The sequence below is a fragment of the Burkholderia sp. MSMB1498 genome (assembly GCF_001526245.1).
GTDB lineage: Bacteria > Pseudomonadota > Gammaproteobacteria > Burkholderiales > Burkholderiaceae > Burkholderia > Burkholderia savannae.
In genome coordinates this window covers 11,621-24,064 of the sequence record NZ_LOYJ01000076.1, presented here as the reverse complement: position 1 = coordinate 24,064, position 12,444 = coordinate 11,621, and the positions used below count along the sequence as shown (strand labels likewise).

Below are 12,444 nucleotides of genomic sequence, written 5' to 3'. Positions count from 1 at the left end.
GCTGTCTCCATGAGTTGTCGACGCCGGCCGCGTGCGCGGCCGGTGCGTTTTGTCGTGTGCTGGTGGATGGGCCCGCGCACACGGCGGGCTGAACTGCGTTACCAGCGCGCGCCGAACGCATCGCGCAGTTCGGCGAGCGCGGCGTCGTCGAGCGGCTCGGGTTTCGGATGCGTCATCAGCCACAGGCGCGCGGTTTCCTCGAGCTCCTCGAGCGCGTACGACGCGTGCGCGACCGACGGCCCCCAGACGACCGGGCCGAGCCGCTCGAGCAGCACGCCGCGCACGCGATCGGCGAGCGCCGCGACTTCGGCGGCCACCGCGGGGTCGCCCGGCCGGCGATAACGAATGAGCGGAACGTGGCCGACCTTCATCACGTAGTACGGCGTGATCGGCGGCAGCACGTCGGCCTCGCTCCAGACGCCCGTGAGCGTGAGCGCGACGAGGTGCGTCGAATGCGTGTGGACGATGCCGCGCGCTTGCGCGTTGCGCGCGTAGATGCCGCGATGCAGCGCGAGCGTCTTCGACGGCTTGCCGCCCGACACCGCGTGGCCCGCGAGATCGACCTTCGCGATGCCGGCGGGGTCGAGCCGGCCGAGGCACGCGTCGGTCGGCGTGATCAGCCAGCCGTCGTCGAGCTTCGCGCTGATGTTGCCCGCGCTGCCGACCGCATGGCCGCGCGCGTAGAGGCTCGCGCCGATCTCGCAGATCTCGTCGCGCAGCTTCGCTTCGGCGGTGCTCATGCCGTGCCCTCCAGCGCGCGCAGCGCCTTGTCGAAGAAATCGGTCGCGCCGAAGTTGCCGGATTTGAGCGCGAGGCCGAGCGGCTCGGCGTCGAGCGTCGCGCGGGGGCCTGCTCCGGTCGTCCCACGGGGGCCTGCTCCGGTCGTCGCGGTGGCGGGCACGCCGGGATCGATCTGCGCGCCGATCTGCAGCGCCTTCACGTCGAGCGCCTGCACGACCGCGCCGGACGTTTCGCCGCCCGCGACGACGAACTTGCGCACGCCCATCTCGCGCAGCCCGCGCGCGATCGCGGCGAGCGTCGCCTCGACGAGATGGCCGGCCGCCTCGACGCCGAGCGCCTGTTGCACCCGTTTCACTTCGTCGGGCGAGGCGCTCGCGTAGATCAGCACGGGCTGCGGCAGATGCGCGCGCGCGAACGCGAGCGCCTGCTCGACGACGGGCTCGCCGCGCGCGGCCGCGAGCGGATCGATCCGGAACGCCGGACGCTCGGCGCGCCACGCGGCGACTTGCGCGTTGGTCGCCTTCGACGCGCTGCCGGCGAGCACCGCCGATGCGCCGTCGATCCTCGGCAGCGCGGCCGCGTCGCGGCGCTCGGGCAAGAGCCCGCCGAGCCGGAAGTTCGCGGGCAGGCCGAGCGCGACGCCCGAGCCGCCCGTGACGAGGGGCAGGTCCGCGCACGCTTCGCCGAGCACGTGCAGATCGCGGTCGGTCAGCGCGTCTGCGATCGCAATCCGCACGCCGTCGCGGCGCAGCGCGTCGATCGTCTCGCGCACGGCGCACGCGCCGAGCGCGATCGCGTCGCGGCGGATCAGGCCGACCTTCGATGCCGTCTGCCGCTGCAGCACGCGCACGAGGTTCGCGTCCTTCATCGGCGTGAGCGGATGGTTTTCCATCCCGGATTCGTTGAGCAGCGCATCGCCGACGAACAGATGGCCGCGATAGACCGTGCGGCCGTTCTCCGGAAACGCGGGGCACGCGATCGTGAACGCGCGCTCGCCGCCGAGCGCGTCGAGCAGCGCATCGGCGACGGGGCCGATGTTGCCCGCGTCGGTCGAATCGAACGTCGAGCAGTATTTGAAGAAGAACTGGCGGCAGCCCTGCGCGCGCAGCCAGTCGAGCGCGGCGAGCGATTGCGCGACCGCGTCGGCGGCGCAGAGCGTGCGCGATTTCAGCGCGACGACGATCGCATCGGCTTGCACGGGCGCGCCGTCGGCCGGCACGCCGATCGTCTGCACGGTGCGCATGCCGCTCTTGACGAGCATGTTCGCGAGATCGGTCGCGCCGGTGAAATCGTCGGCGATGCAGCCGAGCAGGGGGCGAGAGGCGTGATCGGTGTTCATGGCGACGGGAGGCTCCGGAGAATCAGCCGCGCGCCGGCAGCGTGATGCCGGGGAACGTCTTGATGACGGCCGAGTCGTCCTCGCCGCCGTGGCCCGCGCTCGACGCGCTCAGGAACATCTGGTGCGCGGCGGCCGACAGCGGCAGCGGGAATTTGGCGCGGCGCGCGGTGTCGAGCACGAGGCCGAGATCCTTCACGAAGATGTCGACGGCCGACAGCGGCGTGTAGTCGCCGTTCAGGATGTGCGGCACGCGGTTCTCGAACATCCACGAATTGCCGGCGCTGTGCGTGATCACGTCGTAGAGCGCGTCGGGATCGACGCCTTCGCGCAGGCCGAGCGCCATCGCCTCGGCCGCCGCCGCGATGTGCACGCCCGCGAGCAGCTGATTGATGATCTTTACCTTCGAGCCCGCGCCGTGCGCGCCGCCGAGCCGGTAGACCTTGCCCGCGATCGCGGCGAGCACGTCGTCGCACGTTTCGTACGCGGCGGCGGGGCCCGACGTCATCATCGTCATTTCGCCCGCCGCCGCGCGCGCGGCGCCGCCCGATACGGGCGCATCGAGCATCAGCACGCCCGCCGCCGCGAGCCGCGCGCCGAGCTCGGCCGCGAACTCAGGCGCGACCGTCGCGCTCGAGATCACGACGCCGCCGGGCTGCATCGCGGCCGCCGCGCCGTGCTCGCCGAACAGCACGGCGTCGGTTTGCTCCGCGTTGACGACGAGCGTGATCACGACGTCGCACCGCGCGCCGAGCTCGGCGGGCGTCGCGCAGCGCAAGCCGCCTTCGGCGGCGAACGCGGCGAGCACGTTCTCGCGCACGTCGCACGCATGCACCCGAAAGCCCGCGCGCAACAGCGAGCGCGCGACACCCAGGCCCATCGCGCCCAGTCCGATGACTCCAACATTCCGTGACATGGTCAAACTTCTTCCTGATTCGATTAGATTCGTTCGTGGGCGCTCCGCGCGCGCCGTGCGGCCGCTCGCGAAGCGCGGCTCAGCAAATGCCGGCTTGCTCGAGACGGCGAGCCGCGTTGTACATGTGCGCGCGGGCCGCGTTGCGGGCCGCGGACGGATCGCGCGCGCGGATCGCGTCGGCGATCGCCGCGTGCTCCTCGCGCACCTGCCGCGAGAAGTCCTCGCGGGTGGCCTCGTTGCCGCGCGTGACCTTCACGCCCGCTTCGAGGTACTGATTCAGGAAGCTCAGCGTCTTCAGGAAGTACGGATTGCCGGTGACGCTCGCGATCGTCCGGTGGAACGCGACGTCCTCCGCGACGCCGTCGCGGCCTTCGGCGACCGCATCGTCGATCTTCGCGAGCGCGGCGTCGATGTCGTCCATGTCCTCGTCGGTGCGGCAGAGCGCGGCTTCGGCGGCGACCTCGGCCTCGATCGCGCGACGCACCGCGAGCAGATGCGGCAGCGAGCTCGCCTCGACCGCCTCCGCGTAATCGATCCGCAGCGGGCGGATCGCCGCGTGCCGCGCGATGTAGACGCCGCTGCCCTGACGCGGCTCGACGACGCCCTCGTTCTTCAGACGCGAGATCGCCTCGCGAATCACCGTGCGGCTCACGCCGAATTCCTGCGCGAGCACGGCTTCGGTCGGCAGCTTGCCGGTGCCGGCGAAGCTGCCGATCTCGATCTGCTTCAGAAGCTGCTGGGCGACCGTGTCGCTCATCGCCCGGGTCGGAATTTTCTCGAACATGGCGTTCATTTTGTAAGGTGATGTGGTCATCATACAACTTTGATTTGACGTGGGCATTCGGGATAACCCTTGGGAGATGGGTTTTGGCGAAACCGCGCCGGGGCGACCAGAATAGAAGTTTTCCGCTGCCCGGAACCCGCCGCCCGCCGGCGGCGCGGCGCTTCCGGGCGCTCCACGCGAGGCCGACCGCATGACGCCGCCGATCAAGCTGGTCCTGTTCGATATGGAGGGCGTATTGTCGGACTACGACCGCGCCGCACGCACCGCGCGCCTGGCCGACCTGACGGGGCGGCCGCCCGACGCGGTGCGCCATGCGATCTGGGAGTCGGGGCTCGAAGCGCGCGCCGACGCGGGGCTCATCGGCGTCGACCGATACCTGAGCGAGCTGGCCGAGCTGCTCGGCGCGCCGGTGAGCCGCGACGACTGGCTGATCGCGCGCAAGGCGTCGATCACGCCGAACCTGGACGTCGTCGCGCTCGCCGAGCGCGTCGCGCAGCGCAGCCGGATCGCGGTGCTGACGAACAACTGCCGGCTCGTGACCGATTACATCGATTATCTGAATCCGCCCGTTGCGCGCGTGTTCGGCGCGGACGTCTATCCGTCGGCGACGTTCGGCGCGGCGAAGCCGGATGCGCAGGCTTATCTGGGATGCGTCGGATGGCTCGGCGCGACGGCGCAAGAGACGCTGTTCATCGACGATGCGGATTCGAACGTCGAGGGCGCGGTGAAGGCGGGGTTGCTGGGATGCAAGTTCGTGAGCGCCCAGGCGCTGGCGGACGAACTGGAGCGGCGGCGGTTGATCTAGGTGCGGCGCGGCCGGCGGGCGCGGTCTGGGCGAGTCGAATCGAATCGTGCTTTCGCTTGCGTTCGAGATCGCGCCCGTGCTTGGCTTGGCTTGGCTTGGCTTGGCGCTCGCGCTTCATTGCGTTGCGTCGCGCGGTGCCCTGGTTGCGATTGTTTTACTCACATCAAACTTGTCCCCATTGGAGCGAGCTCAATCATGCCGAACACCCCTCCGGAATTGCTGAAAGCCGCCGATATCGAAGCGATGGACGTAGTGCGTTCGGTCCATACGCTGAACGAGAACGCGGTGCGCTTGAAGAAGCCGCTGAGCGACAAGACCGGGATCACGCAGTTCGGGTTTCTGATCATCACGATCATGCCGGGGCACGAATCGTCCGAGTACCACCGGCATCTTTACGAAGAGGAGTGCGTGTACATCCTGTCCGGGTACGGCGAGGCGACGATCGGCGAACGGACGTTTCCGGTTGGGCCGGGCGATTTTCTGGGGTTCGCGCAGCGCGGGCCGGCGCATGTGCTGAAGAACTCGGGGGATGTGCCCCTCGTATTCATCGCGGCGGGGCAGCGGTTGGAGCAGGATGTCTGTGATTATCCGCGGTTGGGGAAGCGGTTGTTTGTGGCGGGGGAGGTGGAGGGGTATGTGGAGTTGGAGGGCGACGGTGCGGCGTGAATTCGACGGAGGCTACGTACGGCAACGGCGGATTTTGGGCGCTTTGGGAATTGGCATGCCGTTGTCGCGTCGATTGATTGGCGGTTGCGATTGATTCCTTGGCATCTGGCTGTCATGGGGGGCTATCCGCCATTTTCCGGCTCCGGCGGCATTCGGCCGGCAGCGGAGGTAGTGTCCCCAGTTCCCGGTGCGCGGCGCGGGCGTCTAAAGCCTTCGCCACGGCAATCTGGGCAGTTTGCCTCGATCTCGAATGCCGCCTATAATTGAGCGCGTACTCACTCTTGTTCGATTCGAACCACGATGGCGCGCCCTCTGAGCCCGGAAAAACGCAATGCCCTTTTGTTGTCGGCGACGCAGGCGGTTGCCGACCAAGGCGTGCTGGCGAGCACGGCGAGCATCGCCCGCGGCGCGGGAGTCGCGGAAGGAACGCTGTTCACCTACTTCGAGAACAAGGAAGTCCTGTTCCAGGAACTGTACCTGCACCTCAAAAACGAGCTGGCCGATTATGTCATGCCAGACTATCCGGATAACGCGAGCTACCGGCTTCGCATGGAACACATCTTCCAGCGTTACGTGGGCTGGGGGCTGGCCAATGCGGCCGGGCGCCTTGCGCTTTCGAAGCTGTCGGCTTCGGGAGTGCTGCAGGAAGGAACGCGGGCACGAGGCATGGAGCCGTTCCTGGCCGTGTCCCGGATGATGGAGGACGCGGTGCAGAACGGCGTGCTTGCCGATGCGCCGATTGCGTTTCTTTACGCCGTGATCGAGCGCATTGCCGACATCACGATCGAGTACGTCGACAGGGAACCCGAGGGTGCCGAACGTCATCGGCAACTGGGGTTTCGTGCCGCGTGGCGAGCTGTCACGGAGTAATTTTTTTACATTTTAAGTGAGCGCGTACGCGCTCAATGTTGGAGGGGGCAATCATCATGCGCAGTCAGAAGTGGTTCATTACCGGAGCATCCGGCGGGCTCGGTTTGGCCCTCACCGAAAAAGTGCTCGCCGACGGGCATCGTGTGGTTGCCGCGGTGCGACGAGTCGCAGCGCTGCAGGCGCTGAAGGAAGCCTGGCCCGATGCGCTCGAAGTGGAGTCGGTCGACGTGACCCGTCCTGAGCAGGTGCAGGCCGTCGCGGCGCGCCATCCCGATGTCGATGTGGTCGTCAACAACGCGGGTGGCGCCGTCATCGGCGCAATGGAGGAAATGACCGAAGCCGACATCGAGCAGCAGATCGCGCTCAATCTGCTCGCGCCCATCCACATCACGCGCGCCTTCCTCGGCGCGATGCGCGCGCGAAAGCACGGCACGTTCGTCCATGTCACCAGTGTCGGAGGACGCGCCGCCTTCCCGAGCGGCTCGCTCTATCACGCTGCGAAATACGGCCTCGAGGGCTTTGCGGAAGCGGTGAGCCAGGAAGTGGCCGAATTCGGCATCAAGACCCTCATCGTCGAACCGGGCTCCATCAAGACGGGCTTCGTGGCCAACATTCGCTGGACCGACGAACTCGCCTGCTACAAGGACGGCGTGGTCGGCAAGCTGCGCCAGCAGATCAAGGCGGTCGGCGATGAATACGCATCGGGCGATCCCGTGAAAATGGCCGGCGCCATCTATGCGATCAGCCAGTTGCCGGAGCCGCCGCTGCGCACCGTCCTCGGCGGGGACGCCTACGCGGTGCTCGAAGCCGCTTATAGCCGGAGCCTCGCCGCGCTGCAGGCCCAAAAGGACCTCGCCGGTTCGGTGATGTTCGAAGGCAAGGCGGGATTCAATCCCCAGTAACCATTGCCGCGGCGCCGGCCGCGGCCCGCCCGAAAGATCGCCGCACGCCACGAGCGCGGCAGCGGTCGGGCCCGGCAGACGCCTGATTGCATGGGCGAGGCACGGCGCTTCTCCATTCATGCCATTTCATTTTCATCGCGCGGATGTCGGCGCATAACGGAGGTTCTACGATCATGTCAAAAGTCTGGTTGATTACCGGCGCGTCCCGAGGGCTCGGCCGCGCCATTCTCGAGGCCGCCTTGCAGGACGACGGCATGGTTCTGGCCACCGCGCGCGACACTTCGCGGTTCGCCGATTTGCAGGCGCGTCACGGCGAGCGTCTGGCGACGTTCGAGCTGGACGTGACCAACGAGGAGCGGGCAAAGCGCGCCGTAGCCGAAGCGGTGCGCCGGTTCGGGCGTCTGGACGCACTCGTCAACAACGCCGGTTACGGCCATGTCCAGCCATTCGAGTACACGTCTTCGGACGATTTCCGCGCACAGTTCGAAACCAATCTTTTTGGAGTGGTCAACCTCACGCGCGCAGTCATTCCGGTGATGCGCTCGCAGGGCAGCGGCCACATCTTTCAGATTTCATCGGCGGGCGGCCGCATCAGCAGCCCGGGACTCTCCGCTTACCAGTCGGCGAAATGGGCCGTCGGCGGATTCAGCGATGTCGTCGGCAAGGAACTCGCACCGTTCGGCATCCGCGTCTGCACGCTGGAACCAGGCGGCATGCGCACCGAATGGGGATACGAGGCGCGTTCGACACTGCAAGACCTTCCCGAGGACTATCAGCAATCGATGGCCGGGTTCAAGGCGCTGATCGACGCGTACGTGGGCCATGAAGTGGGAGATCCCGAGCGCGTCGCTAAACTGATCGTCATGCTGGCTTCGCGTGAATTCGTGCCGGCGCGGCTGGTGCTTGGCTCGGATGCCTGGCAGGTCGTCGAAGCCGAGGAGGACGTCCGCCGCGAGACCGGGCAAAACTGGAAGGCCGTGACGCTTGCAGCCGATTTCGGCGCGGCACCGCTCGAATGGCCCGCGGAGTGAACGCATGCGCGTCGTACTGATCGGCGCGACCGGCATGGTCGGCCAGGGTGTATTGCGTGCCTGCCTCGCAGCGGAGGACGTCGCCGAAATCATCGTCATCGGCCGGCGCGCGCTGGAGGGGGGCGTGGACCCGCGGGTCAAGGTATTCACCTTGCCCGACCTCGCAAGTTTTCGGGCCATGGACGACACGTTCGCCGGTGTCGACGCCTGCTTTTTCTGCGCAGGGGTGTCGTCTTTCGGCTTGTCCGAGGCCGCCTATCGCGCGGTAACCTACGACCTCACGCTCAATGTCGCCCGGGAACTGCTTCGCGTGAGCCCTGCCATGACGATGGTTTATGTATCCGGCGCCGGCGCCGACAGCAGTGAACAAGGCCGAAGCATGTGGGCTCGCGTTCGCGGCCAAATCGAGAATGCGCTGCAGCGACTGCCATTCCGGCAAGTGGTCATTTTCCGCCCATCCGCGATCCTGCCTGAGAACGGCATTCAGTCGCGCACGGCTTCGTATCGCTGGATGTACGTCGCACTCAAACCGCTGCTGCTGTTGCTTCGGCGAATTTCACCCGCCAGCGTCCTGACCACCCGGGCCGTTGGCGATGCGATGCTCAACGCGGCGCGCCACGGGGTGCCCCAGCGCGTTCTGACGCCGGCCGCGATCCATCGTCTGGCCAGCGCACGGGCGTAACGCGAACGGCCGGTGTGCTCGGGAAACAGCCATCGTCAGGATGCCATCCCGAAGGGTCGCTCAGGGTTGAATTGGTACATCGATTTCAACGACGAGCAGTGGTGCGGCTATGTGTCCGATGGCCAATGCCGGCGCGGCTGGAGCGCCGCCGCCGCACGCAAGACCTGCCTCGTCGTCGGCATGCTGCTGTCGCCGACGATCGCGCTGCCCGCGATCGTCGAGCGCGCGCGGGCATGCTTCGCGCGCTTCGCGCTCGCGTATGCGGGCGCGGCGGCGGATCGCGGGTGCCGTTTGCCCGGGCCTTCCGAACGCCGCGGCCGGCGCGGCCGCCGCGTCATGACTACGTCGGCCGCGGTTTGCGCCTAGACTGTCGTTTTCCGTTTGCGGGGCGAGCCGCGATGCTCGGCCGCGAAATTCGAAGCCGAGTGCCGGTTCGAACGTCTTTCACGCAACGAAAGGGAGGCAGCATGCGCTACGAGCTTTACTACTGGCCGGACATCCAGGGGCGCGGCGAATTCGTGCGGCTCGCGCTCGAGGCGGCCGAAGCCGAATACGTGGACGTCGCGCGCGAATCGCCGCGCAAGGGCCTGGGCGTGTCGGCGATGATGGGGCTCCTGGAGAGCGATTCGCTGGAATGCCTGCCGTTCGCGCCGCCGTTCCTCAAGGCGGGCGAGCAGATCATCGGGCAAACGGCCAACATCCTGCTGTTCCTCGGCGCGCGGCATCACCTCGCGCCGCGCGACGACGCAGGGCGGCTGTGGACGCATCAATTGCAGCTGACGGTGTCCGATTTCGTCGTCGAGGTTCACGACAGTCACCATCCGATCGCAAGCGGCCTGTATTACGAGGACCAGAAAGCGCAAGCCGCGATGCGGGCGGAGGATTTCATCAAGCATCGGCTGCCGAAGTTCCTCGGCTATTTCGGCAAGGTGCTCGCGCGCAATCCGCACAAGAGCGGCTACATGGCGGGCGGCGGCCTGACGTATGTGGATCTGTCGATGTTCCAGCTGATCGAGGGCTTGCGCTACGCGTTTCCGAAGGCGATGGCGCGTATCGAGAAGAAGCATGCCGGGCTGGTCGAGCTGCACGACAGGATCGCGCAGCATCCGCCGATCGCGCGCTATCTGGCGTCCGGTCGGCGCATTCCGTTCAACGAGCAGGGGATCTTCCGGCATTACGCCGAGCTGGATCGATGAGCGGCGGCGCGTCGATCGGCATGCCGTGCTCGCCGATCGTCGGCGCGTGTCGGGCGGGGCGGCGCGAGCCATGACGAATTCCGCATCGCCGTTCGTCGCGCATCCGGAAGGAAGCGGCCGATTCGGCCGCGATGCATCGCCCGGATTCGGCGTTCGTCGTCCGACGCCGCGAGATCCGGGCCGCCGGCGCGAATCCTTGCCGCCGGCGGCCCGCTGCGGCCGAGCCTTCGGAATCAGTTGCCTTTGTCTTGACGCAGCGTCCAGACGGTCGCCGTGTTCGTGTTGTCGTCGACGGCCGCGAATTGCGGCTGCCCGCCGCCGCTCGCCCCGAACGCGAGTCCGAACGCCGCCCCCGGCACCGAGTCGACCTGCATTTGCGCGATGAAGCGCCCCTCGGGCGTGAACTCGACGATTTCGCTCGGCTGATTCGGATCGGCATTGACGGCGTCGCCGTTCGCGGTGACGAGGTGGCCGTTCGGCGCGAGCGCCAGCGCGAGCGGGCCGTGCAGGTGCATGTTGTCGAAATAGATCATGCGCCCGACGCCGTTGTTGCGCGTCGTCGACGCGGCGCCGTGAATCGCGAACACCGCGTTGTCGCCCGTCGACGCGACGTACAGCACGTCGCGGGTCGAATCGTATGCGAGGCCCGTCGGCCCGACGACGAGCGCCGCCGGATCGCTTCGATGCAGATAGCCCGACGCGATGACGAGCGAGCTCGGCAGCACCGTGACGCCGTTCTCGCCGATCGTCATGTCGAGCCGCGCCACCGTGCCGTTCAGCACGTTCGACACGAACGCCGTGATGCGTTGCCCCCGGTCGATCACCGCGAGATCCCACGGCCCGTCGAGCAGCGCGGGGCTGGTCAGTTCCTTGACGAGCGTGCCTTGCGGATTGACGACGAGCAGCGAGCCGGACGACGCGAGCGTCGTGCCGTCCTTCGTCGGCAGGTTGCCGACGAGCACGAAGCCGCTGTGGAGCACCGCGAGCGCGGTGGTGAGGCCGACGTTGCCGCCCTGGAAGAAGACCACGGGATCGCCGTTCGGCACGAGCTTCACGATCGTCGTGCCGGTGCCCTGCAGGTTCGCTTTGTTGTTGAAGTTCGAGACGACGACGTCGCCCGGCTTCAGCGTGCTCCATGAGGGCACGCCGCTCGGCACGAATGCGATGCCGTACGGATTGAGATCGCCGTTCGCGGGGACCGTTGACGCGGTCATCGCCGATGGCGGAAGAATCGTCTCGTTGCCGCTCGCCCACGCGAAGCCGGACGATAGCGCGACGATGCCGGCGCCGCAGACGGCGTTGCGCAGGCCGCGCGCGAGCGTTCGCAAGCGGGCGGCGGGAGTGACGCGGGCGGGCGGGTCGGGGGATGAAACATGACGTAGAGCTTTCATGGCTTGACTCCATTTTCGAAACGTCGAACAGCAGCCGATTGCCGGACGGCACAAATGAGACGGGCGCGCGGCCGCCCCGCGGCCAAACGCCGCGCGCGTGGCCGCTCGGCGTAAACGTGCGGCGTCGCGCCGTTATTCCATGCCGATGCGAGCGGATGCGCGCGCGTGCCGGGCGCGGCGCCGCATTGCTGTGTTGCGGCCGACGAGCCACGTATCCGCTTAACGCGTTCGCGGGCGGCTGCCGCCGCGGCGGCCATGATCGCGCCTCGTCGCGATCGCGCGGCGCGCAAGCGGGTATTACCCGAAGCGTCGAGCCCGGCTATCATTTGATTCGGTTCGCCTGCCGGGATCGTCCTGCAGCCGAAAGATCCTGTTTGATCCTGTTTCAACACCAGCACAGCCCGCAGCGACGTCACTATGAATTCCACTCCCGATGCATCCCAACGCCCCGCCATTCGCGCCCTCACGCCGCTCGAAGCGCGCGTGCTCGGCGTATTGATCGAGAAGCAGCACACGGTTCCGGATACCTATCCGCTGTCGCTCAACGCGCTGACGGCCGGCTGCAATCAGAAGACCGCCCGATCGCCGGTGATGAACGTGTCGGAGGCCGAGGTGCTCACGGCGATCGACGGCCTGAAGCGTCTGAGCCTCGCGTCGGAGGGCAGCAGCAGCCGCGTGCCGCGCTTCGAGCACAACATGAACCGCGTGCTCGGCATTCCGAGCCAGGCGGCCGCGTTGCTGACGATGCTGCTGCTGCGCGGTCCGCAGACGGGCGCGGAGCTGCGCCTGAACACCGCGCGCCTGCACGGCTTCGCCGACATCTCGTCGGTCGAGGCGTTCCTCGACGAGCTCGCCGCGCGCACGCCGCCGCTCGTCGTCAAGCTCGCGCGCGCGCCGGGCGAGCGCGAGAGCCGGTGGATGCATCTGCTGTGCGGCGACATCGCGCCGGACGAAGCGCCCGCGCGCGGCGCGCAGGACGACGCGGTGCCGCCGTCGGAGTTCGAAGCGCTGAAGGCCGAGCAGAAGGCGCTGACGGCGGAGCTCGCGCAACTGCGCGCGTTCGTCGAGCACATGGCGAACGAGCTCGGCATCGACGTCGGCAAGTTTTCGCGCGGGGGCTGATC

Annotated in this window: 15 protein-coding genes; 9 read left to right on the top strand and 6 right to left on the bottom strand. The window is 67.6% G+C overall.

Annotated features, from left to right (window positions below; translation table 11 throughout):
- Window positions 1-98: 98 nt before the first annotated feature.
- The 4 genes from otnC to WS91_RS17210 form a co-directional block, all read right to left on the bottom strand.
- The gene (gene otnC, locus WS91_RS17225) at window positions 99-740 is read right to left on the bottom strand and encodes a 3-oxo-tetronate 4-phosphate decarboxylase (RefSeq protein ID WP_059670675.1); all 642 of its coding nucleotides are present in this window, start codon (window positions 738-740) and stop codon (window positions 99-101) included.
- Complete coding sequence (gene otnK, locus WS91_RS17220) at window positions 737-2,080, bottom strand: 3-oxo-tetronate kinase (protein ID WP_059670674.1); 1,344 nt, start codon at window positions 2,078-2,080, stop codon at window positions 737-739. Before otnK ends, otnC begins: the two co-directional genes overlap by 4 nt.
- Window positions 2,081-2,102: 22 nt before the next feature.
- Window positions 2,103-2,993, bottom strand: a complete 891-nt coding sequence (ltnD, locus tag WS91_RS17215) for an L-threonate dehydrogenase (RefSeq protein WP_038753249.1) — start codon at window positions 2,991-2,993, stop codon at window positions 2,103-2,105.
- A 79-nt stretch (window positions 2,994-3,072) separates the two neighbouring features.
- Complete coding sequence (locus WS91_RS17210; protein WP_059670684.1) at window positions 3,073-3,777, bottom strand: FadR/GntR family transcriptional regulator; 705 nt, start codon at window positions 3,775-3,777, stop codon at window positions 3,073-3,075.
- 190 nt (window positions 3,778-3,967) lie between these two features.
- Here WS91_RS17210 and WS91_RS17205 point away from each other — a divergent pair, with 190 nt between their 5' ends.
- From WS91_RS17205 to WS91_RS17170, 8 genes are all read left to right on the top strand, one after another.
- Window positions 3,968-4,582: an HAD family hydrolase gene (locus WS91_RS17205; RefSeq protein ID WP_038753251.1), complete on the top strand. Its 615-nt coding sequence runs from the start codon at window positions 3,968-3,970 to the stop codon at window positions 4,580-4,582.
- 195 nt (window positions 4,583-4,777) lie between these two features.
- A complete protein-coding gene (locus tag WS91_RS17200; protein ID WP_059670673.1) occupies window positions 4,778-5,248 on the top strand; it encodes a cupin domain-containing protein in 471 nt (156 codons plus the stop codon).
- A 300-nt stretch (window positions 5,249-5,548) separates the two neighbouring features.
- The gene (locus WS91_RS17195) at window positions 5,549-6,118 is read left to right on the top strand and encodes a TetR/AcrR family transcriptional regulator (RefSeq protein ID WP_038753255.1); all 570 of its coding nucleotides are present in this window, start codon (window positions 5,549-5,551) and stop codon (window positions 6,116-6,118) included.
- Between the two features lie 56 nt (window positions 6,119-6,174).
- A complete protein-coding gene (locus WS91_RS17190; protein WP_038753257.1) occupies window positions 6,175-7,020 on the top strand; it encodes an SDR family NAD(P)-dependent oxidoreductase in 846 nt (281 codons plus the stop codon).
- Window positions 7,021-7,193: 173 nt separating this feature from the next.
- On the top strand, window positions 7,194-8,051 hold the full coding sequence (locus WS91_RS17185; protein WP_059670672.1) for an SDR family NAD(P)-dependent oxidoreductase: 858 nt from the start codon (window positions 7,194-7,196) through the stop codon (window positions 8,049-8,051).
- A 4-nt stretch (window positions 8,052-8,055) separates the two neighbouring features.
- The gene (locus WS91_RS17180; RefSeq protein ID WP_059583894.1) at window positions 8,056-8,733 is read left to right on the top strand and encodes an NAD-dependent epimerase/dehydratase family protein; all 678 of its coding nucleotides are present in this window, start codon (window positions 8,056-8,058) and stop codon (window positions 8,731-8,733) included.
- Window positions 8,734-8,799: 66 nt separating this feature from the next.
- On the top strand, window positions 8,800-9,099 hold the full coding sequence (locus tag WS91_RS38190) for a hypothetical protein (RefSeq protein WP_059670671.1): 300 nt from the start codon (window positions 8,800-8,802) through the stop codon (window positions 9,097-9,099).
- 101 nt (window positions 9,100-9,200) lie between these two features.
- Complete coding sequence (locus WS91_RS17170) at window positions 9,201-9,929, top strand: glutathione S-transferase (protein WP_059670670.1); 729 nt, start codon at window positions 9,201-9,203, stop codon at window positions 9,927-9,929.
- Window positions 9,930-10,162: 233 nt separating this feature from the next.
- Here the strand turns inward: WS91_RS17170 and WS91_RS17165 are convergent, their stop codons facing one another.
- Both WS91_RS17165 and WS91_RS35955 read right to left on the bottom strand, forming a co-directional pair.
- Window positions 10,163-11,320, bottom strand: coding sequence for a hypothetical protein (locus tag WS91_RS17165; protein ID WP_082745243.1), 1,158 nt, complete (start codon window positions 11,318-11,320; stop codon window positions 10,163-10,165).
- Window positions 11,317-11,748, bottom strand: a complete 432-nt coding sequence (locus tag WS91_RS35955; protein WP_145986869.1) for a hypothetical protein — start codon at window positions 11,746-11,748, stop codon at window positions 11,317-11,319. Before WS91_RS35955 ends, WS91_RS17165 begins: the two co-directional genes overlap by 4 nt.
- Between WS91_RS35955 and WS91_RS17160 the strand changes: the two genes are divergently transcribed.
- On the top strand, window positions 11,738-12,442 hold the full coding sequence (locus WS91_RS17160) for a YceH family protein (protein ID WP_038752892.1): 705 nt from the start codon (window positions 11,738-11,740) through the stop codon (window positions 12,440-12,442). The two genes, WS91_RS35955 and WS91_RS17160, sit on opposite strands and share 11 nt — an antisense overlap.
- Window positions 12,443-12,444 lie beyond the last annotated feature (2 nt).

Bases quoted from the DNA above. Each gene is read 5' to 3' on its own strand.
- otnC (WP_059670675.1), bottom strand. From the start codon at position 740: ATGAGCACCGCCGAAGCGAAGCTGCGCGACGAGATCTGCGAGATCGGC.
- WS91_RS17200 (WP_059670673.1), top strand. From the start codon at position 4,778: ATGCCGAACACCCCTCCGGAATTGCTGAAAGCCGCCGATATCGAAGCG.
- WS91_RS17185 (WP_059670672.1), top strand. From the start codon at position 7,194: ATGTCAAAAGTCTGGTTGATTACCGGCGCGTCCCGAGGGCTCGGCCGC.
- WS91_RS17165 (WP_082745243.1), bottom strand. From the start codon at position 11,320: ATGAAAGCTCTACGTCATGTTTCATCCCCCGACCCGCCCGCCCGCGTC.
- WS91_RS17160 (WP_038752892.1), top strand. From the start codon at position 11,738: ATGAATTCCACTCCCGATGCATCCCAACGCCCCGCCATTCGCGCCCTC.
- ltnD (WP_038753249.1), bottom strand. From the start codon at position 2,993: ATGTCACGGAATGTTGGAGTCATCGGACTGGGCGCGATGGGCCTGGGT.
- WS91_RS17195 (WP_038753255.1), top strand. From the start codon at position 5,549: ATGGCGCGCCCTCTGAGCCCGGAAAAACGCAATGCCCTTTTGTTGTCG.
- WS91_RS17205 (WP_038753251.1), top strand. From the start codon at position 3,968: ATGACGCCGCCGATCAAGCTGGTCCTGTTCGATATGGAGGGCGTATTG.
- WS91_RS17180 (WP_059583894.1), top strand. From the start codon at position 8,056: ATGCGCGTCGTACTGATCGGCGCGACCGGCATGGTCGGCCAGGGTGTA.
- WS91_RS17190 (WP_038753257.1), top strand. From the start codon at position 6,175: ATGCGCAGTCAGAAGTGGTTCATTACCGGAGCATCCGGCGGGCTCGGT.
- WS91_RS17210 (WP_059670684.1), bottom strand. From the start codon at position 3,777: ATGTTCGAGAAAATTCCGACCCGGGCGATGAGCGACACGGTCGCCCAG.
- WS91_RS17170 (WP_059670670.1), top strand. From the start codon at position 9,201: ATGCGCTACGAGCTTTACTACTGGCCGGACATCCAGGGGCGCGGCGAA.
- otnK (WP_059670674.1), bottom strand. From the start codon at position 2,080: ATGAACACCGATCACGCCTCTCGCCCCCTGCTCGGCTGCATCGCCGAC.